Source organism: Aeromicrobium sp. Root344 (assembly GCF_001425755.1).
Taxonomy (GTDB): domain Bacteria; phylum Actinomycetota; class Actinomycetes; order Propionibacteriales; family Nocardioidaceae; genus Aeromicrobium.
The window spans coordinates 197,197-220,815 of sequence record NZ_LMDH01000001.1 but is presented as its reverse complement, the minus strand read 5'-3'; the positions used below and the strand labels follow the sequence as shown (position 1 = coordinate 220,815).

General features: G+C 68.6%; 27 protein-coding genes. 15 read left to right on the top strand and 12 right to left on the bottom strand.

The annotated features are described in order from the left end of the window. The first annotated feature begins 3 nt into the window (after window positions 1-3). From ASC61_RS01010 to ASC61_RS20340, 8 genes are all read left to right on the top strand, one after another. The gene (locus ASC61_RS01010) at window positions 4-549 is read left to right on the top strand and encodes a F0F1 ATP synthase subunit B (protein ID WP_056208095.1); all 546 of its coding nucleotides are present in this window, start codon (window positions 4-6) and stop codon (window positions 547-549) included. Beyond that, window positions 549-1,349: a F0F1 ATP synthase subunit delta gene (locus ASC61_RS01005; protein WP_056208094.1), complete on the top strand. Its 801-nt coding sequence runs from the start codon at window positions 549-551 to the stop codon at window positions 1,347-1,349. The genes ASC61_RS01010 and ASC61_RS01005 overlap by 1 nt, the downstream gene beginning before the upstream one ends. A gap of 32 nt (window positions 1,350-1,381) precedes the next feature. Beyond that, a complete protein-coding gene (gene atpA, locus ASC61_RS01000) occupies window positions 1,382-3,028 on the top strand; it encodes a F0F1 ATP synthase subunit alpha (protein WP_056208091.1) in 1,647 nt (548 codons plus the stop codon). A 2-nt stretch (window positions 3,029-3,030) separates the two neighbouring features. Next, on the top strand, window positions 3,031-3,963 hold the full coding sequence (locus tag ASC61_RS00995; protein WP_056208088.1) for a F0F1 ATP synthase subunit gamma: 933 nt from the start codon (window positions 3,031-3,033) through the stop codon (window positions 3,961-3,963). Window positions 3,964-3,968: 5 nt separating this feature from the next. Next, window positions 3,969-5,438: a F0F1 ATP synthase subunit beta gene (gene atpD, locus ASC61_RS00990; RefSeq protein WP_200935494.1), complete on the top strand. Its 1,470-nt coding sequence runs from the start codon at window positions 3,969-3,971 to the stop codon at window positions 5,436-5,438. Then, a complete protein-coding gene (locus ASC61_RS00985) occupies window positions 5,438-5,815 on the top strand; it encodes a F0F1 ATP synthase subunit epsilon (protein ID WP_056208085.1) in 378 nt (125 codons plus the stop codon). Before atpD ends, ASC61_RS00985 begins: the two co-directional genes overlap by 1 nt. A gap of 19 nt (window positions 5,816-5,834) precedes the next feature. Beyond that, complete coding sequence (locus tag ASC61_RS00980; protein WP_056208081.1) at window positions 5,835-6,281, top strand: DUF2550 domain-containing protein; 447 nt, start codon at window positions 5,835-5,837, stop codon at window positions 6,279-6,281. A 104-nt stretch (window positions 6,282-6,385) separates the two neighbouring features. Further along, window positions 6,386-6,514, top strand: coding sequence for a hypothetical protein (locus ASC61_RS20340; protein ID WP_268750596.1), 129 nt, complete (start codon window positions 6,386-6,388; stop codon window positions 6,512-6,514). A 49-nt stretch (window positions 6,515-6,563) separates the two neighbouring features. On the opposite strand, the gene ASC61_RS00975 is transcribed toward ASC61_RS20340, so the two are convergent. Further along, window positions 6,564-7,139 carry a cob(I)yrinic acid a,c-diamide adenosyltransferase gene (locus tag ASC61_RS00975; protein ID WP_056208080.1) on the bottom strand — a complete coding sequence of 192 codons (576 nt, stop codon included), beginning with the start codon at window positions 7,137-7,139 and terminating at the stop codon, window positions 6,564-6,566. A 71-nt stretch (window positions 7,140-7,210) separates the two neighbouring features. Here ASC61_RS00975 and ASC61_RS00970 point away from each other — a divergent pair, with 71 nt between their 5' ends. Next, window positions 7,211-9,193, top strand: a complete 1,983-nt coding sequence (locus ASC61_RS00970) for a protein meaA (RefSeq protein WP_082530368.1) — start codon at window positions 7,211-7,213, stop codon at window positions 9,191-9,193. Window positions 9,194-9,217: 24 nt separating this feature from the next. Here the strand turns inward: ASC61_RS00970 and ASC61_RS00965 are convergent, their stop codons facing one another. The 6 genes from ASC61_RS00965 to ASC61_RS19995 form a co-directional block, all read right to left on the bottom strand. Further along, window positions 9,218-9,994: an isocitrate lyase/PEP mutase family protein gene (locus tag ASC61_RS00965; RefSeq protein ID WP_056208075.1), complete on the bottom strand. Its 777-nt coding sequence runs from the start codon at window positions 9,992-9,994 to the stop codon at window positions 9,218-9,220. Between the two features lie 44 nt (window positions 9,995-10,038). Further along, window positions 10,039-12,462: an ABC transporter permease gene (locus ASC61_RS00960; protein WP_056208072.1), complete on the bottom strand. Its 2,424-nt coding sequence runs from the start codon at window positions 12,460-12,462 to the stop codon at window positions 10,039-10,041. Between the two features lie 3 nt (window positions 12,463-12,465). Further along, a complete protein-coding gene (locus ASC61_RS00955; RefSeq protein WP_056208068.1) occupies window positions 12,466-13,221 on the bottom strand; it encodes an ABC transporter ATP-binding protein in 756 nt (251 codons plus the stop codon). Window positions 13,222-13,336: 115 nt separating this feature from the next. After that, on the bottom strand, window positions 13,337-13,999 hold the full coding sequence (locus tag ASC61_RS00950) for a response regulator (protein ID WP_056208065.1): 663 nt from the start codon (window positions 13,997-13,999) through the stop codon (window positions 13,337-13,339). Continuing rightward, on the bottom strand, window positions 13,996-15,153 hold the full coding sequence (locus ASC61_RS00945) for a sensor histidine kinase (protein ID WP_056208063.1): 1,158 nt from the start codon (window positions 15,151-15,153) through the stop codon (window positions 13,996-13,998). The genes ASC61_RS00950 and ASC61_RS00945 overlap by 4 nt, the downstream gene beginning before the upstream one ends. Window positions 15,154-15,265: 112 nt before the next feature. Continuing rightward, window positions 15,266-15,433 (bottom strand): hypothetical protein, encoded by a 168-nt coding sequence (locus tag ASC61_RS19995; RefSeq protein WP_200935365.1) that lies wholly within the window; start codon window positions 15,431-15,433, stop codon window positions 15,266-15,268. Window positions 15,434-15,491: 58 nt separating this feature from the next. Here ASC61_RS19995 and ASC61_RS00940 point away from each other — a divergent pair, with 58 nt between their 5' ends. Further along, on the top strand, window positions 15,492-16,016 hold the full coding sequence (locus ASC61_RS00940; RefSeq protein ID WP_056208059.1) for a ferritin: 525 nt from the start codon (window positions 15,492-15,494) through the stop codon (window positions 16,014-16,016). Next, on the top strand, window positions 16,009-16,422 hold the full coding sequence (locus tag ASC61_RS00935) for an SSI family serine proteinase inhibitor (protein ID WP_082530367.1): 414 nt from the start codon (window positions 16,009-16,011) through the stop codon (window positions 16,420-16,422). The genes ASC61_RS00940 and ASC61_RS00935 overlap by 8 nt, the downstream gene beginning before the upstream one ends. A 19-nt stretch (window positions 16,423-16,441) precedes the next feature. Here the strand turns inward: ASC61_RS00935 and nucS are convergent, their stop codons facing one another. Together nucS and ASC61_RS00925 are read right to left on the bottom strand one after the other, a co-directional pair. After that, window positions 16,442-17,119 carry an endonuclease NucS gene (gene nucS / locus ASC61_RS00930; protein ID WP_056208055.1) on the bottom strand — a complete coding sequence of 226 codons (678 nt, stop codon included), beginning with the start codon at window positions 17,117-17,119 and terminating at the stop codon, window positions 16,442-16,444. Further along, on the bottom strand, window positions 17,116-17,499 hold the full coding sequence (locus ASC61_RS00925) for a hypothetical protein (protein ID WP_056208052.1): 384 nt from the start codon (window positions 17,497-17,499) through the stop codon (window positions 17,116-17,118). Before ASC61_RS00925 ends, nucS begins: the two co-directional genes overlap by 4 nt. An 82-nt stretch (window positions 17,500-17,581) precedes the next feature. On the opposite strand from ASC61_RS00925, the gene ASC61_RS00920 reads away from it, so the two are divergent. The 4 genes from ASC61_RS00920 to ASC61_RS00905 all read left to right on the top strand — a co-directional run bounded on the left by ASC61_RS00920 (window position 17,582) and on the right by ASC61_RS00905 (window position 20,306). Continuing rightward, on the top strand, window positions 17,582-18,775 hold the full coding sequence (locus tag ASC61_RS00920; protein WP_056208050.1) for a 3-hydroxyacyl-CoA dehydrogenase family protein: 1,194 nt from the start codon (window positions 17,582-17,584) through the stop codon (window positions 18,773-18,775). A 111-nt stretch (window positions 18,776-18,886) separates the two neighbouring features. Further along, complete coding sequence (locus ASC61_RS00915; protein ID WP_056208046.1) at window positions 18,887-19,237, top strand: hypothetical protein; 351 nt, start codon at window positions 18,887-18,889, stop codon at window positions 19,235-19,237. 9 nt (window positions 19,238-19,246) lie between these two features. Beyond that, the gene (locus ASC61_RS00910) at window positions 19,247-19,516 is read left to right on the top strand and encodes a hypothetical protein (protein WP_056208043.1); all 270 of its coding nucleotides are present in this window, start codon (window positions 19,247-19,249) and stop codon (window positions 19,514-19,516) included. Window positions 19,517-19,523: 7 nt separating this feature from the next. Further along, the gene (locus tag ASC61_RS00905) at window positions 19,524-20,306 is read left to right on the top strand and encodes an alpha/beta hydrolase (RefSeq protein WP_056208040.1); all 783 of its coding nucleotides are present in this window, start codon (window positions 19,524-19,526) and stop codon (window positions 20,304-20,306) included. Here the strand turns inward: ASC61_RS00905 and ASC61_RS00900 are convergent, their stop codons facing one another. From ASC61_RS00900 to mce, 3 genes are all read right to left on the bottom strand, one after another. After that, window positions 20,307-21,518 (bottom strand): DivIVA domain-containing protein, encoded by a 1,212-nt coding sequence (locus tag ASC61_RS00900; RefSeq protein ID WP_056208036.1) that lies wholly within the window; start codon window positions 21,516-21,518, stop codon window positions 20,307-20,309. A 125-nt stretch (window positions 21,519-21,643) separates the two neighbouring features. After that, on the bottom strand, window positions 21,644-22,981 hold the full coding sequence (gene ccrA, locus ASC61_RS00895; protein WP_056208033.1) for a crotonyl-CoA carboxylase/reductase: 1,338 nt from the start codon (window positions 22,979-22,981) through the stop codon (window positions 21,644-21,646). Window positions 22,982-23,083: 102 nt separating this feature from the next. Then, window positions 23,084-23,530 carry a methylmalonyl-CoA epimerase gene (mce, locus tag ASC61_RS00890; protein WP_056215107.1) on the bottom strand — a complete coding sequence of 149 codons (447 nt, stop codon included), beginning with the start codon at window positions 23,528-23,530 and terminating at the stop codon, window positions 23,084-23,086. Between the last annotated feature and the right edge of the window lie 89 nt (window positions 23,531-23,619).

Genomic DNA, 23,619 nt, shown 5'->3' with positions numbered 1-23,619 from the left:
CCCATGATCACGTCACGTCTCGCTCTCGCGGCGGCGGAACCGGAGGACACCAATCCTCTGATCCCGCACACGCCCGAGATCGTCATCAGTCTGATCGTCTTCGGGTTGATCTTCTTCCTCCTGAAGAAGCTCGTCATCCCGGCGTTCGAGAAGGCCTATGCCGAGCGCACCGCCGCGATCGAGGGCGGTATCGAGGAGGCCCAGGCAGCCCAGAAGGAAGCCAAGGCCGCTCTCGACAAGTACAACGAGCAGCTCGCCGGGGCCCGTCACGAGGCTGCGGCGATCCGCGAAGAGGCCAAGGAGCAGGGCGCGCAGATCATTGCCGAGCTCCGCGCCCAGGCGCAGGCCGAGGCGGAGCGCATCACCTCGACGGCGCACGCGCAGGTCGAGGCCGAGCGTGCACAGGTGCTCGCGCAGCTCAAGGGCGAGGTCGGCTCGATGGCCACGCAGCTGGCCGGACGCATCGTGGGCGAGTCCCTCGATGACGACGCACGCCAGAAGCGCACCGTCGAGCGGTTCATCGCCGAGCTCGAGGAGTCGGCCAACTGATGCGAGGCATTTCAGCGAAGTCCCTGGTCGACGTCCTCGCCGCAGTCGATGCGGCGAAGGGCAAGGCCGGCGACCTCGGAGCGGAGCTGTTCGGCGTCGTCTCGACGCTGGACGGCGCTCCAGCGCTTCGCCGCGTGCTGACCGACCCGTCGACCGAGGCCGAGGCCAAGGTGGGGCTCGCCAAGCAGGTGTTCGGTGGCCAGATCGGCGCCGACACGCTGACGGTGCTCAACGCCGCGGTCAGCGGTCGATGGGCGTCGATGCGTGACCTGACCGATGGTCTCGAGACCGCCGGCGTCGCCGCCGAGGTCGCTGCCGCTGACGCGGCCGGTGAGCTCGACGCGCTCGAGACCGAGCTGTTCGAGGTCGAGCGGATCGTCCGGTCCGACGCCGACCTGCGGCAGGTCGTGTCCGACCGGGGCATCCCGGCGGACGCCAAGGGCGCACTGTTGGCCTCGATCCTCGAGGGCAAGGTCACCGGCGCCACGCTGGCACTGGCGACCCAGGCCGCCGCGGCTCGCACGGGATCGTTCGAGAAGGTCCTGTCGACCTTCGGCGAGACCGTCGCCGCACGCCGCAGCCGGCTGCTCGCCGAGGTGCGGGTGGCCTACGACCTGGCTGACGCCGAGAAGACCCGTCTCGCGAAGGCCCTCGCCAAGAAGTACGGACGCGACGTCCACCTCAACATCGTCGTCGATCCCTCGGTCGTCGGAGGCATTGCCGTCTCCGTCGGTGACGAGGTCGTCGACGGCACCATGTCCACTCGCCTCGAAGTCGCCCGCCGGCGTCTTGCAGGCTAGATCACTCACCGAACAAGAAGGCAGGCACACACATGGCGGAACTCACGATCCGTCCGGACGAGATCCGCGACGCATTGCAGAAGTTCGTGGCCGACTACAAGCCGAGCGCTGCTGCGACCGAAGAGGTCGGCGTCGTCGCCGAGGCCGGTGACGGCATCGCGCGCGTCGAGGGACTGCCCTCGGCGATGGCCAACGAGCTGCTCGAGTTCGAGGACGGCACGCTGGGCCTCGCGCTCAACCTGGACGTCCGTGAGATCGGTGTCGTCATCCTCGGTGAGTTCTCCGGCATCGAAGAGGGCCAGACCGTACGCCGCACCGGTGAGGTGCTCTCGGTGCCCGTCGGCGACAACTACCTCGGTCGCGTCGTGGACCCGCTCGGCAACCCGATCGACGGACTCGGCGACATCGAGACCACCGAGCGCCGCGCGCTCGAGCTCCAGGCCCCCAACGTCATGCAGCGCAAGAGCGTGCACGAGCCCATGATGACCGGCCTCAAGTCGATCGACTCGCTGACGCCGATCGGCCGTGGCCAGCGCCAGCTGATCATCGGTGACCGCCAGACCGGCAAGACCGCGATCGCGATCGACACGATCATCAACCAGAAGGAGTTCTGGGCGTCGGGCGACCCGGAGAAGCAGGTCCGCTGCATCTACGTCGGCATCGGCCAGAAGGGCTCGACCATCGCGGGCATCCGTGGTGCGCTCGAAGAGGCCGGCGCGCTGGAGTACACCACGATCGTCGCGGCCCCCGCGTCCGACTCGGCGGGCTTCAAGTACCTCGCCCCCTACACCGGCTCGGCCATCGGCCAGCACTGGATGTACGAGGGCAAGCACGTCCTCATCGTGTTCGACGACCTGTCCAAGCAGGCCGAGGCCTACCGCGCCGTGTCACTGCTGCTGCGCCGCCCGCCGGGCCGCGAGGCATACCCCGGTGACGTGTTCTACCTGCACTCGCGGCTGCTCGAGCGTTGCGCCAAGCTCAGCGACGAGCTGGGCGCCGGCTCGATGACGGGCCTGCCGATCGTCGAGACGAAGGCCAACGACGTGTCGGCCTACATCCCGACCAACGTCATCTCGATCACCGACGGCCAGATCTTCCTGCAGTCGGACCTGTTCAACGCCAACCAGCGTCCTGCTGTCGACGTCGGCATCTCGGTGTCGCGCGTCGGTGGTGCGGCGATGACCAAGTCGATGAAGGCCGTCACCGGTTCGCTCAAGGTCGAGCTCGCCCAGTACCGCGCGATGGAGGCGTTCGCGATGTTCGCGTCCGACCTCGACGCCGCGTCCAAGCAGCAGCTCGCCCGTGGTCAGCGCATCATGGAGCTGTTCAAGCAGGGTCAGTACGCGCCGTTCCCGACCGAGAACCAGGTCGTCTCGATCTGGGCCGCCACGACCGGCAAGCTCGACCCCGTGCCGCTGCAGGACGTGAGCCGGTTCGAGACCGAGTTCCTCGACTTCCTCAAGCGTTCGCACGGTCCCGTGCTCGACGCGATCCGTGAGTCGGGCAGGTTCGAGGACGACAACGAGCAGGCGCTCGAGGGTGCCTACACCGAGTTCCTCAAGCAGTTCGAGACCCACGAGGGCGAGCAGATCATCGTCAAGGCGGGTCACGAGGAGTTCGAGGCCCTGTCCGACGAAGACGTCGAGCAGGAGCAGATCGTCAAGCAGAAGCGGGGCTGACGATGGCAGCGTCCGTACGCGAGCTCCGCGCGAAGATCAGGTCGACACAGGCGACCAAGAAGATCACGCGCGCCATGGAGCTGATCGCTGCGTCGCGCATCATCAAGGCGCAGCAGCGGGCAGCCTCGGCAGCGCCGTACGCCCGTGAGCTGACCCGTGCCGTCTCGGCGGTCGCGACCTTCTCCAACGTCGACCACCCGTTGACGACCGAGAAGGACAACCCGACCAAGGCCGCGGTGCTGGTGATCGCCAGCGACCGCGGGCTCGCCGGTGCCTACTCGTCCTCGGTGCTCAAGGAGGCCGAGCGCCTCGTCGAGAAGCTGCGTGGCGAGGGCAAGGACGTCGATCTCTACCTGTCGGGCCGCAAGGCGGAGGCCTACTACAACTTCCGCAGCCGCCCGTTCGTGGAGTCGTGGACCGGGTTCTCCGACAAGCCGGAGTACTCCCACGCCCGTACGATCGGCAACACCCTCGTCAAGACGTTCAACATCGACGAGAGCAACGAGGAGGCCATCGACCCCGAGCGTGCGGTCGACGAGCTCCACGTGGTGTTCACCCGCTTCAAGTCGATGCTGGTGCAGGAGCCCGACGTCATCCGGCTGCTCCCGCTCGAGGTCGTCGAGGGCACCGAGGCGCCGTCCGAGCACGAGGTCCTGCCGCTCTACGAGTTCGAGCCCTCGGCGCACGAGGTGCTCGACGCGCTGCTGCCGAAATACATCCACAGCCGGATCTACTACTGCCTGCTGCAAGCCTCCGCCTCGGAGCTCGCATCGCGGCAGAAGGCGATGAAGTCCGCGACGGACAACGCCGAAGACCTGATCCAGAAGTACACCCGAACCGCCAACCAGGCCCGCCAGGCGGGTATTACCCAGGAGATCAGCGAGATCGTGGGCGGCGCCAACGCGCTTGCCGACGCCAATGCTGGGAGTGAGTGAGAGAGATGCCAACCGCCAAGAAGACCGCAGAGACCACGACTGAGAAGTCGGACCAGAAGCTGGCCGACGGCCGGGTTGCTCGCGTCATCGGCCCGGTGCTCGACATCGAGTTCCCGAGCGACGCGATCCCCGAGATGTACAACGCCCTGACGGTCGACACCGTGCTGGACGGCGTCACGGAGACGCTGACCCTCGAGGTCGCCCTCCACATCGGCGACGGCCTGGTCCGCGCGATCAGCCTGCGCCCGACCGACGGCATCGTCCGTGGCGCCAAGGTCACCAACACCGGCGGACCGATCTCGGTCCCCGTCGGTGACCAGACGCTCGGCAAGGTGTTCAACACCACCGGCGACGTCATGAACCTCAAGGAGGGCGAGAAGTGGGAGGTCAAGGAGCGCCGTGGCATCCACGCCAAGGCTCCTGCCTTCGACCAGCTCGAGTCCAAGACCGAGATGTTCCAGACCGGCATCAAGGTCATCGACCTCCTGACGCCCTACGTGCTCGGCGGCAAGATCGGCCTGTTCGGTGGTGCCGGTGTCGGCAAGACCGTCCTGATCCAGGAGATGATCGCCCGAGTCGCGCGCGACCACGGTGGCGTGTCGGTGTTCGCCGGCGTCGGTGAGCGTACGCGTGAGGGCAACGACCTCATCGCCGAGATGGAGGAGGCCGGCGTCCTCGGACAGACCGCCCTCGTCTTCGGCCAGATGGACGAGCCGCCGGGAGCGCGTCTGCGCGTGGCCCTGTCGGCACTGACGATGGCCGAGTACTTCCGCGACGTCCAGAACCAGGACGTGCTGTTGTTCATCGACAACATCTTCCGTTTCACGCAGGCCGGTTCCGAGGTCTCCACGCTGCTCGGCCGCATGCCGTCGGCCGTGGGCTACCAGCCGACGCTGGCCGACGAGATGGGCGTTCTCCAGGAGCGCATCACCTCGACCCGCGGTCACTCGATCACGTCGCTGCAGGCCATCTACGTCCCGGCCGACGACTACACCGACCCGGCCCCGGCCACGACGTTCGCGCACCTCGACGCGACGACCGAGCTCAACCGTGAGATCGCCTCGATGGGCATCTACCCGGCCGTGGACCCGCTGACCTCGACCTCGCGCATCCTCGACCCGCGCTACATCAGCGACGCTCACTACACGACCGCCAACCGGGTCAAGAGCATCCTGCAGCGCAACAAGGAGCTCCAGGACATCATCGCGATCCTCGGTGTCGACGAGCTCAGCGAAGAGGACAAGACGCTCGTGTCGCGCGCGCGTCGCATCCAGCGCTTCCTGTCCCAGAACACCTACGTGGCCAAGCAGTTCACCGGCATCGAGGGCTCGACCGTCTCCATCGACGAGACGATCGACGGCTTCACCAAGATCTGCGACGGTGACTACGACCACGTGGCTGAGCAGGCCTTCTTCATGTGCGGCGGTCTCGAAGACGTCGACAAGAAGTGGGAAGAAATCCAGAAGAGCCTCTGATGGCCGACCTCTTGCAGATCGAGCTCGTCGCCGCCGACCGCGTCGTGTGGTCGGGGCAGGCGAGCCAGGTCATCGCCCGTACGGTCGAGGGAGACCTCGGCGTGCTGGCGGGCCACGCGCCGCTGCTGTCGCTGCTGGTGCCGGGCGTCGTCGAGATCAAGCCGCCGGACGGCGAGGTCGTACGTGCTGCGGTCGCGGAGGGATTCCTCTCCGTGGCCGACAACCACGTGTCTATCCTGAGTGAGGACGCATTCCTCGCCTCCGAGGTCGACGCGAGCGCGACGCGCGCCGAGCTCGAGGCAGCCCAGTCCGAGGGTGACCAGGACGCCGTCCTGCGCGCCGAGGCGAAGCTGCGCCTCATCGACAAGGCGTCCTGACGAACGGAGGGAGATCGTGATGCCACTGTGGATGTGGTTCGTCGACTCCCTGGTGTTCGTCTTCGCCCTGCTGGTCCTGCTGGTCGTCGGGCTGCTGGTGCGGCGCCGCATCCTGGCCCGCTCCGGCGGCACGTTCGAGATGAGCGTCAACCGGTCGGCCGAGGCGCAGGCCAAGGGCTGGATGCTGGGCCTTGCGGTCTACAAGGACACCGAGCTCGAGTGGTTCCGCACGTTCTCGCTCTCGCCTCGTCCGACCTTTCGCTTCACCCGCGGTGACGTGCACATCGAGGGCCGGCGTGAGCCGGTCGGCCACGAGGTCCATGCGATTCACGCCGGTCACCTGATCGTCGCGACCGAGAACGCGGCGGGAGTCCGTCAGTTCGCGATGAGCGCCAACGCCTTGACCGGCCTGCTGTCCTGGCTCGAGTCGTCGCCACCGGGGCAGCGGGTCAACAACGTGCTCTGAGGCGGACGTACAGGTTCTCTCAAAGCGGTTGACGGTCCTGCGGGGCCGGGGGAGAATCGAGCCAAGAGGAGCGGATCCCCGCCTCCTAAGGGAGCAGGTGCATTGTGATCAAGCGTCTAGTAGCCGCAGCATTCGTGTCGGTCCTGGCAGTCGTGGGCATCGCCCCCGCCGCCAGTGCTGCCAGCGGCCACGCCCAGTCGCACGTCGTCCAGTACGCGATCGACTGGGACTGACCGTCTGATTCTGATGGCACCCACCACGGTGGGTGCCATTGGCATGCCCTCAGCCTCGTTCGCCACCGGGCTTCCAGAGCACGTCCCCGGCTTCGCGGTTGGCGTGGCGACCGAGGATGAACAGCAGGTCGCTGAGCCGGTTGAGGTACTTCGCGGTCAGCACGTTCATGGTCTCGCCGTGCTCCTCGATCGCGGCCCACGCCGAACGCTCTGCCCGACGCGTCACGGTGCAGGCGATGTGCACCGCCGCGGCCGCTGGCGTACCGCCGCGCAGGATGAACGAGCGCAGCTTGGGGAGCTGCTCGTTGTAGTGGTCGCACCAGCCCTCGAGCCGATCGATGTAGTCCGGCTCGACCCGCAGCGGCGGATGCTCCGGGTTGTCGACGACGGGGCACGACAGGTCGGCGCCGACGTCGAACAGGTCGTTCTGCACGTGCGTCAGCACTGCGACGACGTCCTCGTCGAGCGTACCGAGCGAGATGGCGAAGCCGATCTGGGCGTTGGCCTCGTCGACGTCGGCGTAGGCGGCGAGCCGTAGATCGAGCTTGCTGGTCTTGCTCATGTCGCCGAGGTTGGTGGTGCCATCGTCGCCGGTGCGCGTATATATCCGCGTCAGATTGACCATGTTCACATCGTACGAGTGTGAGCAGGAACGCCCTCGCGAGGCAGTGACCCCGAAGGTTACGGGGAGGTAACCTGACCGACATGCCAGACAAGCCATGGGTGATGCGTACGTATGCCGGCCACAGCTCGGCGGCGGAGTCCAACGCGCTCTACCGCCTCAACCTGGCCAAGGGGCAGACCGGGCTCTCGGTGGCCTTCGACCTGCCGACGCAGACCGGCTACGACCCCGACCACGAGCTGAGCAGGGGAGAGGTCGGCAAGGTCGGCGTCCCCATCCCGCACCTCGGTGCGATGCGCCAGCTGTTCCACGACATCCCGCTCGACGAGATGAACACGTCGATGACGATCAACGCGACGGCGATGTGGCTGCTCGCGATGTACCAGGTCGTTGCCGAGGAGCAGGGCGTCGACGCCGCGGCGCTGTCCGGCACGACGCAGAACGACATCATCAAGGAGTACCTGTCGCGCGGCACGTACGTGTTCGGGCCGGCGCCGTCGTTGCGCCTGACGACCGACATGATCGCCTACACGGTCAAGCAGATCCCCAAGTGGAACCCGCTCAACATCTGCAGCTATCACCTGCAGGAGGCCGGCGCCACGCCCACGCAGGAGCTGGCGTACGCGCTGACGACCGCGATCGCGGTGCTCGACGCGGTGCGCGACTCCGGCCAGGTGCCCGAGGACGAGTTCGAGCACGTTGTCGGCCGCATCTCGTTCTTCGTCAACGCCGGCGTGCGGTTCGTCGAGGAGACGTGCAAGATGCGCGCCTTCGGCCGGCTCTGGGACGAGATCACCCGGGAGCGCTACGGCGTCCAGGATCCCAAGATGCGCCGCTTCCGCTACGGCGTGCAGGTCAACTCGCTCGGCCTGACCGAGGCGCAACCCGAGAACAACGTGCAGCGCATCGTGCTCGAGATGCTGGGCGTGACGCTCAGCAAGGACGCCCGCGCCCGCGCCGTGCAGCTGCCGGCATGGAACGAGGCTCTCGGCCTGCCGCGGCCGTGGGACCAGCAGTGGTCGCTGCGCCTGCAGCAGGTGCTGGCTTTCGAGTCCGACCTGCTGGAGTACGACGACATCTTCGAGGGCTCGGTCGTGATCGAGGCCAAGGTCGCCGAGCTGATCGAGGGTGCCAAGGCCGAGATCGACCGGGTCCAGGCCATGGGCGGCGCGGTCGCCGCGGTCGAGTCCGGCTACATGAAGCAGGCGATGGTGACATCGCACTCCGAGCGGCGCGCCCGCATCGAGGCCGGCGAGATGAAGGTCGTCGGGGTGAACTCCTACACCGAGACCGAGCCGTCGCCGCTGACCGCGGATCTCGACACCGCGATCATGACGGCCGACCCGGAGGCCGAGGCCAACGCGATCGCGGACGTCAAGGCGTGGCGCGAGCAGCGTGACCAGGGGGCTGTCGACGAGGCCCTCAACCGGCTGCAGCGCGAGGCGAAGTCCGACACGAACCTCATGGAGGCGACCCTCGAGGCCGTACGCGCGGGAGCCACCGTCGGCGAGTGGGCCGGCGCGCTGCGCGAGGTGTTCGGCGAGTACCGCGCCCCGACGGGCGTCAGCGGCTCCGGCAGCCTCGCCGAGGCAGGCGCCGAGCTGTCGGCCGTACGCGAGAAGGTCCGCAGCACGGGGGAGGAGCTCGGCACCCGGCTGCGCCTGCTGGTCGGCAAGCCCGGGCTCGACGGGCACTCCAACGGAGCCGAGCAGATCGCCGTACGCGCGCGCGACGCCGGATTCGAGGTCATCTACCAGGGCATCCGCCTGACGCCCGCGCAGATCGTCGCGGCGGCGGTCGCCGAGGACGTGCACTGCATCGGCCTGTCGATCCTGTCCGGATCGCACATGGAGCTCGTGCCGGACGTGCAGAAGGCCATGGTCGAGTCCGGCATCGGCGACGTGCCGCTGATCGTCGGCGGCATCATCCCGGAGTCCGACGCCCGCAAGATGGAGGCCGCCGGCGTGGCCGCGGTGTTCACGCCCAAGGACTTCGGCATGACGGCGATCATGGACCGCATCGTCGACGAGATCCGCAAGGCCAACGACCTGAGCTGACCTCGCCGACGATGCTCCGTTGCGTCAGTTGAGGACGCGGAAGTCCGCGGGCAGCCCGCCGCCGGCGACGATGTCGGTCGTCAGGTCCTGCAGTGCCATGAGGGCCACGGACTGGCTGAACGGTCCGAACGAGACCCGCGCGACGCCGAGCTCCTCCATGCGGGCCAGCGGCACCGATCCGGGGGCGCCGATCAGGGTCAGCTTCTGCGGGCCCCACGCGTCGACGAACGCCTTGATGTCGTCCTCGGACACCTTGCCGGGCACGAAGACGACGGGGGCACCGGTCGCGAGGTAGGCGCGGCCACGCTCGATGGCGTCGGCCAGCACCTCGTCGTGCGGCTTGTCGCCAGCCTTGAGGAACGCGTCCGTGCGCGCGTTGAGCACGAAGTCGATGCCCTCCTGCTGCGCGGCGTCGAGCACGGCCTCGACCGCGTTGACCGCCTCGTTGAGGGGCTTCATCTGGTCCTCGAGGTTGCAGCCGACGACGCCGACGCCTATCGCCCGCAGCGTGGTCTCGCGCGGGTTGCCGTATCCCGCCTCGAGGTCAGCCGTGACGGGCAGGTCGGTCGCCGCGACGATGCCGCCGACCGCCTCGATCATGAGCTCGACGGGAATGTTCTCACCGTCGGCGTAGCCGTACGCGGCGGCGATCGAGTGACTCGCGGTGGCCAGGGCGGTGACGCCCTCGACCTCGGAGACGACGCGGGCGCTGATGGCATCCCACACGTTGACGACCTTGAGCAGCTTGGGGTCGGTGTGCAGGGCGAGGAGGGTCTGGGCCTGGTGTGCGAGTTCGGTCATGACGACAACCGTACGACCCGTCCCCTCCTCGCCTGCGGTGGGAATCAGTCGGCGACCAGCCCGGCGGCCGGTGCGATCCGCGCGGCCTGCCGTGCCGGCAGCACGCAGGCGACGAGTCCGGAAGCGGCCGCGACCAGGAAGATCACGCCGACCTGGACCCACGGCACCGTGAGGTCGGGCGCCGATTCGAAGATGCCGTCCGCCAGCGTCTTGACGCCGAACCAGGCATAGAGCGACCCGAGACCGATCCCGAGCACGGCTGACACGCCGGCCATCAGGAGCGCCTCGATCGCCAGCATGGCGCGCAGCCCGGACCGTTCCAGTCCCAAGGCCCGCAGCAGCGAGTTCTCCCGTACGCGTTCGAGGACCGACAGGCTCAGCGTGTTGCTGACCCCGATCAGCGCGATCAGCACGGCGATCGCCAGGAATCCCACGGTGACGGCCAGCACGATCGCCAGCAGCTTGAGGATGTCCGCACGCTCGGGCAGGCCGCCGGTGAGGTCGAGGTCCGACGACTTGGCGATCGACGCGACATCGGCGGTGACCGCCCCGGCGTCGGCTCCGTCGGTGGCTCGCACCCAGGCCGCTCGAGGTGTGGTCGCCGTGCCCATCGCGTCGAGCGTTGATCGGCTGACGATGGCCGCATCACCGAGTCCCGCCGCGTACCGCACCGTGAGCTCGTGGATGGTGCGACCCGCCTTGACCGTGGTGGTGTCGCCGGGTGCCACGTTGCCGGTGCCACCGGAGACCACGACGTCATCCGGGCCGAGGTCACGCAACACGTTCCCGCGGACGAGCGCCCGGGCGGCCTTGTCGACGCCGAGGACCGCCATCTCCTGACCGCCCACGCGTGCGTCGATGCCCGGCAGCTCGATCGCCTGGCTGACTCCGTCGACGGCAGCGAGCTTCGCGCCGACGCCGTGGGGGAGGGCGCCCTTGGAGGGCGCGGCGATCAGGTCGACCGGGTGATTGTCGTCGAGCGAGGTGTTGACCTTGTTGGAGATCGACGCCGAGCCGACCACGACGGCCGTGATCAGCGTGACGCCGATCAGCAAGGCGGTGGACGTGGCAGCCGTACGTCGTGGATTGCGCAGCGAGTTGCCGTGCGCGAGGCGCCCTGGCACGCCGGCACGTCGCGCCAGGGGACCGGCAAGACGGATCGCGGCAGGGACCAGCACGGGTGTCAGCAGCAGGACGCCGACGAACGAGAACATCCCGCCGACGAGCCCGGCGACCAGCACGCTCTGCAGACCGACGAGGAGGCCGGCCGCGCCGACCAGCAGGAAGCCGACCGCCATGACGAGCCGCAGGGCTCCAGCCCTGGTGCGCACCTTGACCGCGTCTTGGGGCTGCAAGGCGGCCAGCGGCGACTGCGCACCGGCGCGCCGCGCCGGGACGTACGACGCCGCGACCGTGACGACGATGCCGAGCAGCACGGGCAGCAGCAGGCTGCCCGGCGTGAGCGATGTCCCACCCATCGGCGTCGAGGGCGACCAGTGCGCGATCGCGGCCTTGCCGCCGAGCGCGACCAGGTAGCCGACCACGACCCCCGCCGCCGCGCCGACGGCACCGATCATGAGTCCTTCGACCACGACGGACCGGGCGACCTGTGCACGCACGGCTCCGACACAGCGCAGCAGCGCCAGGTCACGGGCGCGTTGGGCGAGCAGGATCGTGAACGTGTTGGCGATGACCAGCGCGCCGACGAACAGCGAGATGGCGGCGAACACGAGGATCAGCTTCTGGAAGATGTCGATCCCGTTCGTCGCCTGCAGGCGGAGCGTGCGCTCGTACGCCTCGGCCGTGCTGACCGAGACGCCGCTGGTGGCGTGATCGAGACGCGAGGCGACGGCGGCCGGATCACCGGAGACCGCGAACACCTCGTCGACCGGTTCGCCGACGTCGCCGAGGCCGGGAAACGCGCGCTCGGGCAGGTAGAGCACCGAACGCAACGGGCCGTCCTGGTCGTCGACGATGCCCGACACGGTGAACGTCCGGGACCTCGCGCCGATGTCCAGGGTCAGCGAGTCGTTGAGGCCCACGTGGTGGCGTCGCGCCCATGACGAGGACATGGCGATCTCGCCGCCTCCGGTCGGCAGGCGCCCCGACCGTGTCGCCTGCCAGCGCAGACTCCGGTCGGTCGCGACGCTGCCGAGCGACACCATCTGCGCTCCGCGGGACAGGGTCGCCTCGGTCCAGCCGCGCCAGTTGACCGCGGCGGCGGTGACGTCGGGATCCGCGAGAGCACGCTTGCGGAGCTGGGCGTACTGGCGGGGGCCGTTGGCGTCCGTCGCGGCGACGTCGGCGCCGCGGTACTGCTTGCCGACGGTCTCGTTGGCGCCCTCACGGGCAGCCGCGCTGAGGACGTTGATCGCCACGATGAATCCGGTGGCGATGAGGACCGCGACGAGCGCCGCGACGTAGCGTCGGGCGTACGTGCGCATCGAGGCGAGGATGACGCTGCGCACGGTTCAGCCGCCGATCCGGCGCAGGGCGTCGAGGATGCTGTCCTGCGTGGGGTTGTCGATCTGCGTGGCGACCCGGCCGTCGGCGATCAGCACGACCCGGTCGGCGTACGCCGCGGCGCTCGGCTCGTGCGTGACCATGACGGTCGTCTGCCCGAGCTCGCGCACCGACCGCCGCAGGAAGCCCAGCACCTCGGCACTCGACCGGCTGTCGAGGTTGCCGGTCGGCTCGTCCGCGAACACGATCGCCGGCCGGCTCATCAGCGCTCGGGCGATCGCGACGCGCTGCTGCTGTCCGCCGGACAGCTGGCTCGGGCGATGGCCGAGTCGCTCGCCGAGCCCCAGCACCTCGATGAGCTCGTCGAACCACGCCCAGTCCGGGTCGAGGCCGGCGAGGTCGAGGGGCAGCAGGATGTTCTGCTTGGCGGTCAGCATCGGGAGGAGGTTGAACGCCTGGAACACGAAGCCGACGTGCCGACGACGGAAGCGGGTGAGCTCGTTGTCGGACAGTGAGCTGAGCATGAGGTCGCCGACCTGCACCTGGCCCGACGTGGCCTGGTCGAGACCGGCCAGGCAGTGCATCAGCGTCGACTTGCCGGAGCCAGAGGGCCCCATGATCGCGGTGAATCGCGCGGTCTCGATCGTCAGGTCCACGCCGGCGAGCGCGTGCACCTTGGCCTCGCCGCTGCCGTACGTCTTGGTGAGCCCGGTCGCGCGTGCGGCGATCGCGGGGATCGTGGTGGGTGGGTCGAGGACCGTCATTCCTGCTCCTGTGGTGAGTCGTCTGGTGGTGCTCTCCACGCTAGGAATCGCCGGCCGACGAATCGTCAGCCCACGGACGGGACCTGCTTGCCCCGCGTCATACCTGGGTCGTACGTCAGCGGTCGCCGGGGCTGACGAGCCCGGACTCGTAGCCCAGCACGACGAGCTGAACCCGGTCGCGCGATCCGGTCTTGGCCAGGATGCGCCCGACATGTGTCTTGACCGTGGCCTCGGCGAGGAACAGGCCGGCCGCGATCTCGGTGTTCGACTGGCCGCTCGCGATCAGCTCGAGCACCTCCCGCTCGCGGGCGGTGAGCGCGGCCAGACGGTCGTCATCATCCGGGTCCGGCGCTTGGGAGGCGTCGAGGAACCGCTCGAGCATGCGTCGCGTGACGCTCGGTGCGACCACGGCGTCACCGTCGTGCACGTCGCGGATCGCGCCGAGGAGCGTCTCGGGCTGGGCGTCCTTGAGCAGGAACGCGGAGGCTCCGGCGCGCAGGGCGTTGTAGACGTACTCGTCGAGGTCGAACGTGGTCAGCACCACGACACGCGGCCGCTCCGACCTCGCCGCCAGGATGCGCGTCGCCTCGACGCCGTCCATCCGGGGCATGCGGACGTCCATCAGCACGATGTCGGCGGACGTCACGGCGAGGAGCTCGACCGCCTCGGCGCCATTGCCGGCCTCGCCGACGACGGCCATGTCGTCCTGCGACTCGATCAGCATCCGGAATCCGGCGCGTACGAGCTGCTGGTCGTCCACCAGGAACACCTTGATCATGGAGTCGACCCCACCGGCACGACGGCCTTGACCCGGAACCCGCCGCCGGGCCGTGGTCCCGCCTCGACCTCACCGGCGTGGACGGCGATGCGCTCTCGGATGCCGAGGATTCCGTGTCCCTGACCGTCATCGGCGGCGGTCCCGCCACGACCGTCGTCGTCGACCTGGATGCGTACGGAGTCGGTCGTGACCCGCAGGTCCACCGAGGCGGTGACGCCCGGGCCGGCGTGCTTGAGCGTGTTGGTGAGGGCCTCCTGCACGATGCGATGGACCGTCAGCCCGGTGGCCGGGTCGAGGCGGTCGAGATCACCCAGGACGTTGAGGTCGATCGCGAGCCCGCTCGCTCGGAGCTGCTCGGCCAGGCCGTGGACGTCGGCCGCACTCGGCACAGGTGCCATCGGCAGCTCGCCGCGGTCGTCGCGGAGGAGCCCCAGCAACCGCCGCATCTCGGTCAGCGACGTCCGGCCGGTCTCCGAGATCGTCCGCAGCGTGTCGATCGCGACCTCGGGCCGCTTCTCGGCGGCGTACAGAGCGCCGTCGGCCTGCACGACCATGACCGACAGGCTGTGGGCCACGACGTCGTGCATCTCGCGAGCGATGCGCGCGCGTTCGGCCGCGGTGGCGATCTGGGCCTGCTGTGCCGCGTCGCGCTCGAGCTGTTCGGCCCTCTCCTCGAGCCCCGCGACGTACGCCCGACGGGTGCGGGCCAGGTAGCCCAGCATCCACGCAGCCAGCACGAGCGCGGCGAGCGGCACGACGTAGCTGAGCAGCTGGCCGGCGTCCGTGGTCGGCGTCGACCACCGGGCAGCGGCGATCAACGCGCCGAGGAATCCCGTGGCAAGCGACGCGCGGACCGCCCACATCGGGCCGTACGCGGCGACCGCATGCAACGCGATCAGCAGCGCGACGTCGCCGTAGCGCGGTGTGCCGAAGACGATCGCCTGCGCCAGGAGCATGAGGCAGATGACCGTGAACGTCGCGACCGGGGCGCGGCGACGCAGCGCCAGAGGCACGATCAACGCGATGTCGAGCAGCTGTCCCGGCGTCCCGGTGAACACGTACGAGGCGAGCGGGATGAACAGCACCATGCCGGTCAGTCCGATGTCCTGCCAGAGCGTGTCGATCCGGCGCCAGAGGTCGGATCGCTCACGCATGGGACTCACCCTAGTGAGGTGGTCGACGCACGACGTCCGACCCAGGGATGACTTTGGGCAGCCACACCTTCGTGGTCGCGTGGGTGCCGGTGCCCTAGGCTCGAACCACCGCTCAGGCAGCGATCTTGTGCTTGGTCTTGTGCTTCTTCTTGACCTTGACGAGCTTGCGCTTCTTGACGGTGTAGCCCTCGGGGAGGGTGCCCTTCTTCATCATGAGGATGGGACACCGCTTGCACGCAGGCTTGCTGCTGCAGCACTTCTTCTTGGGTGTCGGGGGCACAGGCCTAGGATATCAGCGTGAGGTGAGCCTCGCCTAAGACGAGAGACGGGACACGACCATGGCAGCACCAGCATTCGTCGCCAAGCTCAACGAACAGCTCGGCTACGAGTTCGGCGCGCACCAGCAGTACGTCGCGATCGCGACCTACTACGACGCGCTGACGATGCCGCAGATGGCGGCCCTGTTCTACCAGCAGGCCCTCGAGGAGCGCGACCACGCGATGATGATGGTCCAGTACCTCCTCGACGCCGACGAGACGCCGGTCATTCCCGCCCTCGAGGCGCCCAAGGTCGACTTCACCGACGTCGTCGAGCCGGTTGCTGCCGCTCTCGCGCAGGAGAAGCGGGTCACCGAGCAGATCAACGAGCTGACCCGCATCGCCCGTGACAACAACGACTTCGCCTCCGACCAGTTCATGCAGTGGTTCATCAAGGAGCAGGTCGAGGAGGTCTCCAAGATGAGCGACCTGTTGGCCGTCGTCACGCGCTCCAAGGACGACTACGAGCGCATCGAGGACTGGGTCGCCCGCGAGGAGCCCAGCCCGGGCAGCGACCCCACCGCACCCCCGGTCGCCGGTGCCTAAGGCCCTCCTGGTCGTGGTCGCCGTGCTCGCGGCGACCCTCTCGGCATGCGGCAAGGACGCCGCGAGCGACTCCTCGTCGTCCGCAGGCACGACGCTGACGATCACGGTCATCGCGTCCGAGGGCGCCGAACCCCAGACCTACCGGCTGAGCTGCGACCCGGTCGGGGGAGACCATCCGCAGCCTGCCGAGGCGTGCGCCGCGCTCGACACGGCCGGCGCCAAGGTCTTCGAGCCGGTCGCCAAGGACCAGGTGTGCACCGAGCTCTACGGCGGCCCGCAGACGGCCACGGTCAAGGGGACCTACGACGGCGACAAGGTCGACGCGACCTTCAGTCGTACGAATGGCTGCGAGGTCGACCGCTGGGAGCAGCTCGGCACGACGTTCTTCAACGTCCCCTTGCAGTGAGGCGACTGTCCGGTCGAGCCTAGAACAGGCGCAGCGAGGGGTCGTCGATGCCGCGCAGCTCGTCGTAGTTGACGACGACGCACTCGATGCCGCGATCCGTCGCGAGCGTGCGGGCCTGGGGCTTGATCTCCTGCGCCGCGAAGATGCCGCGCACCGGGCGCAATGACGGATCGCGATTCATGAGCTCGAGGTAGCGAGTCAGCTGCTCGACCCCGTCGATGTCGCCGCGACGCTTGATCTCGACCGCGACGGAGCCGTTGGAGCCGTCCTTGCACAGCAGGTCGACGGGGCCGATCGCGGTCATGAACTCGCGGCGCACGAGGCTCATGCCGGGCCCGAGGGCCGTGGTGTGCTCGGCGAGCAGCTCCTGCAGGTGCTTCTCGACGCCGTCCTTCTGCAGCCCGGGGTCGATCCCGAGCTCGTGCGCCGAGTCGTGCAGCACCTCTTCGATGCGGATCCGCAGGGTGTCGTCGGTCTTGCCGGCCGTGACGGTCCACTCGGTCACGCCGTCGTCGGCGAGGCCTTCGCGCAGCGTGCACGGCGGGCTCATCCAGTTGAGCGGCTTGTAGGAGCCGCCGTCGGAGTGGATCAGCACCGATCCGTCGTTCTTGACCATGATCAGGCGGGTGGCGAGCGGGAGATGGGCGGCGAGCCGGCCGGCGTAGTCGACCTGGCACCGCGCGATGACGATCCTCAACTCATCCTCGTCAGCGTGCCGAGCTTGAACACGAGGGTGTCGCCCTCGATCGTGCCCTTGTCGGTGTTGCCGTCGTCACCGATCAGCGACACCGTCGCGCCGTCGACCGCATAGGTGCCGACGCGGAAGTCCTTGACGCCCTCGAAGTCCTCGACGTAAGTCCCGTCGTCGTGGAAGTGCACGACCCACTTGGCGTCGACGTCGTGCCAGTCACCGGAGAGCGCGGACGAGGCATCGTCGGTCGGCTCGGAGGTCGGAGCCGACGGGCTGCTGCTCGCCGTCGTCTCGGTCGCCGTCGGCTTGTCGGCCGGATCGTCGCTCGTACCGCAGGCCCCGAGCCCTAGCAGAGCAAGGCCCACGATGGCTGTAACCATCGTCATACGTCGTTTCATCGTTCTCCCATGGAGCCAGCGGCACGGTCAGGTTAGTCTGACACGACCCGCTTATTACTCAGGAGTAGCCATGCAGGAAATCGTCGAGAGACTGGGCGCGAGCGACACCGCCGCCGACATCGCGCGCACGTTGCTGCTGCCCTACCTCAACCACGCTGCCACGATGTACGAGAGCGGCTATGCGACCCATGACGACATCGACGCCGCGATGCGGTTCGGCTGCGGCTACCCGATCGGCCCGTTGGCGCTGATCGACGCGCTCGGCCCGCAGACCGTCGCGACCGGCCTGGAGAAGCTCTACGCCGAGACCGGCGACGAGCTGCACCAGCCCGTGAGCATCCTGACCCAGATGGCCGCCGACAGCACGACGTTCGCGCAGGCCGTGGGCGACGACGAGGTCGACTCTCCTCAGCTGCGCCACGAGATCGAGACCGTCGGGGTCGTCGGCACCGGCACGATGGCCTCCGGCATCGTCGAGGTCTTCGCCAAGGCGGGCTACGACGTCGTCTACGTCGGCCGCAGCGCCGACAAGCTCGATGGTGTCCAGGCTCGCATCGCCAAGAGCCTCGACAAGGCCATCTCGCGCGGCAAGCTCGACGAGGACGGCAAGTCGGCCGTGCTCGGCCGGCTCAGCGGCTCGACCGAGCGCGAAGCCCTCGCCGGCGCCGACATCATCGTCGAGGCGATCGCCGAGGATCTTGAGATCAAGCTCGAGCTGTTCCGCGACCTCGACCGCATCGCCAAGCCTGGCGCGATCCTGGCGACCACGACGTCGTCGCTCTCGATCACGGCCTGCGCGGCGGTGACCTCGCGCCCGCAGGATGTCATCGGCATGCACTTCTTCAACCCCGCGCCGGTCATGAAGCTCGTCGAGGTCGTGACCGCCGACGAGACCACGCCGGAGGTCGCCGAGACCGTGCGCGCGCTGTGCCTGTCGACCGGCAAGCACCCGGTGTCGTGCGGTGACCGAGCGGGCTTCATCGTCAACGCGCTGCTGTTCCCCTACCTCAACGACGCCGTCAAGCTCCACGAAGCTGACGGGGGCTCGCTGACGGAGATCGACGACGCCATGAAGGCGACCAAGCTCCCGATGGGACCGTTCGAGCTGCTCGACGTCGTCGGCAACGACGTGTCCTTGGCGATCCAGGAGTCTCTCGTCAGCACGTTCGGGCACGCGGGCTGGCTGCCGGCACCGACCTTGCAGCAGGTGGTCGCTGACGGAAAGCTCGGCCGCAAGACCGGGGCGGGCTTCCACACGTACTGACCAGCGAAAAGTTACGGCATACCGGCGAAAGTTCTTTTTCGCGCGCTGCCGATAACCACGGGGTGATCACCTCGTTGCTCTGTCCAGAGGGGTACGCGGACAGGAGCCACGATGATCAGCACGTCGCTGGTGTTCGTCGCTGCGCGCGCAGTGCGCAGGCTCGCGCTGCTGTGTGCAGTCGCGCTGATCCTCGGTTACGTCGCGATCTCGTCGTTCTCGAGCCGCTACGGCACCTCGTCGTCGATCGTCCTGGACAGCAAGAGCGCCGAGACCGCGCTGTCGACCGCCGTGTCGGCCCAGGAGTCCGCGGGGCTCTCGTGCAGCGACAAGCCCACGCTGACCGACGTCGTGCTGTTCCAGCGGGACGGCCGGCGCGACGTCTCCGTGCTGACCCTCGACCAGGCGATCAAGGCGACCAGCGCCCACGAAGGCTGGATCCGCCGCTACTGCAGCGCTCCGTAGACTGGAGGCATGTCCCGCCGTCGCGTCGCACACCGTGCGCACCCGCCGTTGCGGACGCCCACCGAGCAGGTCGAGCACAAGGCCGACGGCTCGTGGTACGTACGACAGCTCCGCGGCTCCGGGGCCGCCAAGGACTACCGCTGCCCGGGCTGCGACCAGCTGATCCGCCCGGCGACGCCGCATGTCGTCGCGTGGCCGGTCCAGAAGGCGCTGCTGAGCGAAGCCGCGATCGACGAGCGCCGGCACTGGCACACGGCCTGCTGGGCCAGGAAGCACTAGGACTCCCATGACCGAGAAGATCCGCGGCAACTCCGTGCTGCCCGCCCGCCGCGAGCAGATCACGTTGGAGACCGCCGACGGGCTGAGCCTGGTCGGCGAGCTGGCACTGCCGCCCGACCGCGACCCGGTCGCCACCATGATCTGCCTGCACCCGCTGCCGACACACGGCGGCATGATGGACAGCCACCTGTTCCGCAAGGCGTCCTATCGACTGCCCGCGCTGGCCGGCATCGCGGTGCTGCGGTTCAACACCCGCGGCACGTCCAGCGTGCAGGGCACCAGCGGGGGAGCGTTCGACCATGCCGTCGGCGAGCGCTTCGACGTCGCCGCTGCGGTCGAGTACGCCGAGTTCGCCGAGCTGCCGCACGTGTGGCTCGTCGGCTGGTCGTTCGGCACGGACCTCACCTTGATGTACGGCCTCGAGCCGACCGTCGAGGGCGCCGTGCTTCTCTCGCCGCCCTTGCGCTTCTCCACGCCGGAGCACCTCGCCGCGTGGGCGGCATCCGGCAAGCCGCTCACCGCCCTGGTCCCGGAGCACGACGACTACCTGCAGCCGCCTGAGGCGCGCGAGCGCTTCGCCGCCATCCCGCAGGCAGAGGTCATCGCGGTCGAGGGGGCCAAGCACCTGTGGGTCGGGGACTCCGAGCGCGCGCTCGACGAGATCACCCGCAAGCTCGCGCCGGGTGTCCCGGTGCCGTTGCCAGACACCTGGGACGGCCCGATGGAGCGCGCCGACTCCTCGGCCTACCGCGACCGCACGGTCGCCGCGTTCAAGGATGTGCCGCGCTAGCTAGCTCGTCTTCTCCTCGACGGACTCGTCGGCGTCGGCCTCGGCGGGAGCGGGCTCGTCGCCCTTCGCCTCGGCGGGTGCCTCAGCCTTGGGCTGCTCGGCCTTGGCCTCGTCCGGTGCCGGCTTGTCCTCAGCCTTGGGCTCGACCTTGTCCTTGGCCCCGCTGTCCTTGACGGCGGTCGGTGCGAACGTCGAGACGATGTCACGCAGCTGACCCATCTGTGCCATGATGCCGTCGCGCTTGCGCTGCAGCTCCTCGACCTCGGCCCGCAGGACCCGGGTCTGGCGCTCGGCGTCGGTCGTCGCGCTGACCCGGATGTGCTGCGCCTCGGCGCTCGCGCCGGAGACCAGCTGCGAAGCCTCGGCCTTGGCGTTGTCGAGCAGGCGGGAGGCCTCGGCGCTCGCGGCGTCGCGGGCCTTGGCAGCCTGGTCCATGATGTCGCGCGCCCGGTCGTCGGCGGCCTTGGCGCGAGTCTCGGCGTCCTTGACGAGCTTGGCGGTCTGCTCGGTCGCCGACGCATGGTTCTCGGAGGCCTCGCGGGCGAGCCGCTCCTTCTCGACGGCCAACACGCGGCGGGCCTCGGTGACCTCGCGGTCGGCGGCGGCGCGGGCCTGCTCGACCTCGCGGGTCGCACCGAGGCGCATGTTCTGGGCCTCTTGCTCGGCGGCGAGCTTGACCTGCGCGGCCTCGCGCTCGGCGTGCGCACGGAGGTCCTCGGTGTGGGCGATCGCGTCGGCGTGCATCGCCTCGGCGTCCTCGAGGAGCTGCTTGCGCTTCTCCTCGAGCTCGATGACGGCGCGGCCGCGCATCTCCTCGGCCTCGTGGTTGGCGGTGGCGCGCACGATCGCCGCCTCCTCCTCGGCCTTCTTGACGAGCTCGTCGGCCTCGCGCACGGCGCGGTTGCGTACGTCCTCGGCCTCCTGCTCGGCGAGGCCGAGCAGCTGCGCCGCGTGGTTGCCGAGACCGGTGTAGGTCGGCTTCTCGACGGCCTCGACGCGGTCCTTGAGCTTCTCGATCAGGTCGCGGAGGTTCTCGTTCTCGGACTGGACGGCCTTGAGGCTGTCGGCGGCCTTTTGGAACTCGGCAGACTGCGTGCGGACCCAGGCATCGACGGCGTCACTGTCGTAGCCGCCGCGGCGGGCGAGCGGGAAGGAAGCGTCGCCGGACTTCTCGGCGGCGTCGAAGATGGACAATCCGGACTGGTCGGACATGCTGTTCCCATTCGTGAAAGAGAGGGGTTGTCAGGTGCGGGGTCCACCTTACCCGCCGGAAAGGCGCATCGACACGGCCGATCCGGCCCCACGCAGGGGACCGGACCGGCTGCTTGGACGAGGCGTCAGACGCCTCGGAACCGATTGATCTTGTCGATGTGCAGGGCGCGCTTGTCGGCGTCGCGGACTCCGAGGCCCTCCTCGGGTGCCAGGCACAGCACGCCGACCTTGCCCTGGTGCAGGTTGTGGTGCACGTCGAGCGCGGCCTGGCCGGTCTCGGCGAGGGGATAGACACGGGAGACCGTGGGGTGGATCAGGCCCTTGTCGATCAGCTTGTTGGCCTCCCACGACTCGCGGTAGTTGGCGAAGTGCGAGCTGACGATCCGCTTGAGGTTCATCCAGAGGTAGCGGTTGTCGTACTGGTGCATGTAGCCCGATGTCGAGGCGCAGGTCACGATGGTGCCGCCCTTGCGCGCGACGTAGACGCTGGCGCCGAACGTCTCGCGGCCCGGGTGCTCGAAGACGATGTCGGGGTCGTCGCCGCCGGTGAGCTCACGGATCTTCTTGCCGAAGCGCTGCCACTCCTTGGGGTCCTGGGTGTTCTCGTCCTTCCAGAACTTGTAGCCCTCGGCGGAACGGTCGATGACGAGCTCGGCGCCCATCTTGCGGACGATCTCGGCCTTCTCGGGCGAGGAGACGACGCAGACCGGAGTCGCGCCACCGTTGAGCGCGAACTGCGTCGCGTACGAGCCGAGGCCGCCGGAGGCGCCCCAGATCAGGACCGTGTCGCCCTGCTTCATGTTGGCGCCGTTGGTGGACACGAGCTGCCGGTACGCCGTGGAGTTGACGAGACCGGGGCTCGCCGCCTCCTCCCACGTGAGGTGGTCGGGCTTGGGCATGAGCTGGTTGGCCTTGACGATCGCGAGCTCGGCGAGCCCGCCGAAGTTGGTCTCGAAGCCCCAGATGCGCTGCTCGGGGTCCATCATCGTGTCGTTGTGGCCGTCGGGTGCCTCGAGCTCGACCGACAGGCAGTGTGCGACGACCTCACGGCCGGGCTTCCACTTGTTGACGCCGGGCCCGACCCGCAGCACGACGCCGGCGAGGTCGGAGCCGACCACGTGATAGGGCAGGTCGTGGCGCTTGGTGTACTCGCTCAGGCGGCCGTAGCGCTCGAGGAAGCCGAACGTGGAGACCGGCTCGAAGATCGAGGTCCACACGGTGTTGTAGTTGATCGCACTCGCCATGACGGCCACGAGCGCCTCGCCGGGCGCGAGCTCGGGGATGGGGACGTCGTCGAGGTGCAGGCTCTTGCGCGGGTCCTTGTCGCGGCTCGCGAGGCCCTCGAACATGCCGACCTCGTCCTTGTGGACCGTGATCCCCTTGTAGGTCTGGGGGAGCTCGATGTTGGCGAAGTCCTCAGAAGAGGTGTCGCCGGCCTGGATGGCATCAAGGATGTTCTGCACGTCATGGATCCTTCGGTTCGGGGGCGCGCGTGTTTCCGTGATGTTACTAAGCGTTAACTTCCGCGGCTACGGCTTCGGGCTGTGATCCCGAACTCAGTGGATTCAGTGCGATGCCGCGGGCTCGACGAGCTCCACCAGCACGCCGCCAGCATCCTTCGGGTGCACGAAGTTGACCCGCGAGTCGGACGTGCCGCGCTTGGGGTTGTCGTAGAGCAGCCGGACGCCGCGCTCCCGGAGGATCGCCGAGACGGCCTCGATGTCGGCGACGCGGTAGGCGAGCTGCTGGATGCCCTGCCCGTTGCGGGCGAGGAACTTGGCGATCGTGGACTCGTCGCTGAGCGGGGCGAGGAGCTGGATGCGCTGGTCGGAGTCGCCGACGGCGAGCATCGCCTCGCGCACGCCCTGCTCCTCGTTGATCTCCTCGTGCACCGCGTGCAGGCCGAACGTCGAGGCGTAGAACTCCAGGGCGTCGTCGAGGTCGGGGACCGCGATACCGACGTGGTCGATCGCGAGGAGGAGGTGGTCGGGGACGAGGGGGCTGTCGGGCATGGACACGAGGGTATGGCACCGGGACCGCAGTGCGGCGTGATCCATCGCACAGAACGGCATACCGACGTTACCTCTGAGTAAAGTGGAGA

What these genes read in the sequence shown, in the direction of transcription:
- ASC61_RS01010 (WP_056208095.1), top strand. Translation starts at nt 4, where the DNA reads ATGATCACGTCACGTCTCGCTCTCGCGGCGGCGGAACCGGAGGACACC.
- ASC61_RS01005 (WP_056208094.1), top strand. Translation starts at nt 549, where the DNA reads ATGCGAGGCATTTCAGCGAAGTCCCTGGTCGACGTCCTCGCCGCAGTC.
- atpA (WP_056208091.1), top strand. Translation starts at nt 1,382, where the DNA reads ATGGCGGAACTCACGATCCGTCCGGACGAGATCCGCGACGCATTGCAG.
- ASC61_RS00995 (WP_056208088.1), top strand. Translation starts at nt 3,031, where the DNA reads ATGGCAGCGTCCGTACGCGAGCTCCGCGCGAAGATCAGGTCGACACAG.
- atpD (WP_200935494.1), top strand. Translation starts at nt 3,969, where the DNA reads ATGCCAACCGCCAAGAAGACCGCAGAGACCACGACTGAGAAGTCGGAC.
- ASC61_RS00985 (WP_056208085.1), top strand. Translation starts at nt 5,438, where the DNA reads ATGGCCGACCTCTTGCAGATCGAGCTCGTCGCCGCCGACCGCGTCGTG.
- ASC61_RS00980 (WP_056208081.1), top strand. Translation starts at nt 5,835, where the DNA reads ATGCCACTGTGGATGTGGTTCGTCGACTCCCTGGTGTTCGTCTTCGCC.
- ASC61_RS00975 (WP_056208080.1), bottom strand. Translation starts at nt 7,139, where the DNA reads ATGGTCAATCTGACGCGGATATATACGCGCACCGGCGACGATGGCACC.
- ASC61_RS00965 (WP_056208075.1), bottom strand. Translation starts at nt 9,994, where the DNA reads ATGACCGAACTCGCACACCAGGCCCAGACCCTCCTCGCCCTGCACACC.
- ASC61_RS00955 (WP_056208068.1), bottom strand. Translation starts at nt 13,221, where the DNA reads ATGACGGTCCTCGACCCACCCACCACGATCCCCGCGATCGCCGCACGC.
- ASC61_RS00950 (WP_056208065.1), bottom strand. Translation starts at nt 13,999, where the DNA reads ATGATCAAGGTGTTCCTGGTGGACGACCAGCAGCTCGTACGCGCCGGA.
- ASC61_RS00945 (WP_056208063.1), bottom strand. Translation starts at nt 15,153, where the DNA reads ATGCGTGAGCGATCCGACCTCTGGCGCCGGATCGACACGCTCTGGCAG.
- ASC61_RS00940 (WP_056208059.1), top strand. Translation starts at nt 15,492, where the DNA reads ATGGCAGCACCAGCATTCGTCGCCAAGCTCAACGAACAGCTCGGCTAC.
- ASC61_RS00925 (WP_056208052.1), bottom strand. Translation starts at nt 17,499, where the DNA reads ATGACGATGGTTACAGCCATCGTGGGCCTTGCTCTGCTAGGGCTCGGG.
- ASC61_RS00920 (WP_056208050.1), top strand. Translation starts at nt 17,582, where the DNA reads ATGCAGGAAATCGTCGAGAGACTGGGCGCGAGCGACACCGCCGCCGAC.
- ASC61_RS00915 (WP_056208046.1), top strand. Translation starts at nt 18,887, where the DNA reads ATGATCAGCACGTCGCTGGTGTTCGTCGCTGCGCGCGCAGTGCGCAGG.
- ASC61_RS00910 (WP_056208043.1), top strand. Translation starts at nt 19,247, where the DNA reads ATGTCCCGCCGTCGCGTCGCACACCGTGCGCACCCGCCGTTGCGGACG.
- ASC61_RS00905 (WP_056208040.1), top strand. Translation starts at nt 19,524, where the DNA reads ATGACCGAGAAGATCCGCGGCAACTCCGTGCTGCCCGCCCGCCGCGAG.
- ASC61_RS00900 (WP_056208036.1), bottom strand. Translation starts at nt 21,518, where the DNA reads ATGTCCGACCAGTCCGGATTGTCCATCTTCGACGCCGCCGAGAAGTCC.
- mce (WP_056215107.1), bottom strand. Translation starts at nt 23,530, where the DNA reads ATGCCCGACAGCCCCCTCGTCCCCGACCACCTCCTCCTCGCGATCGAC.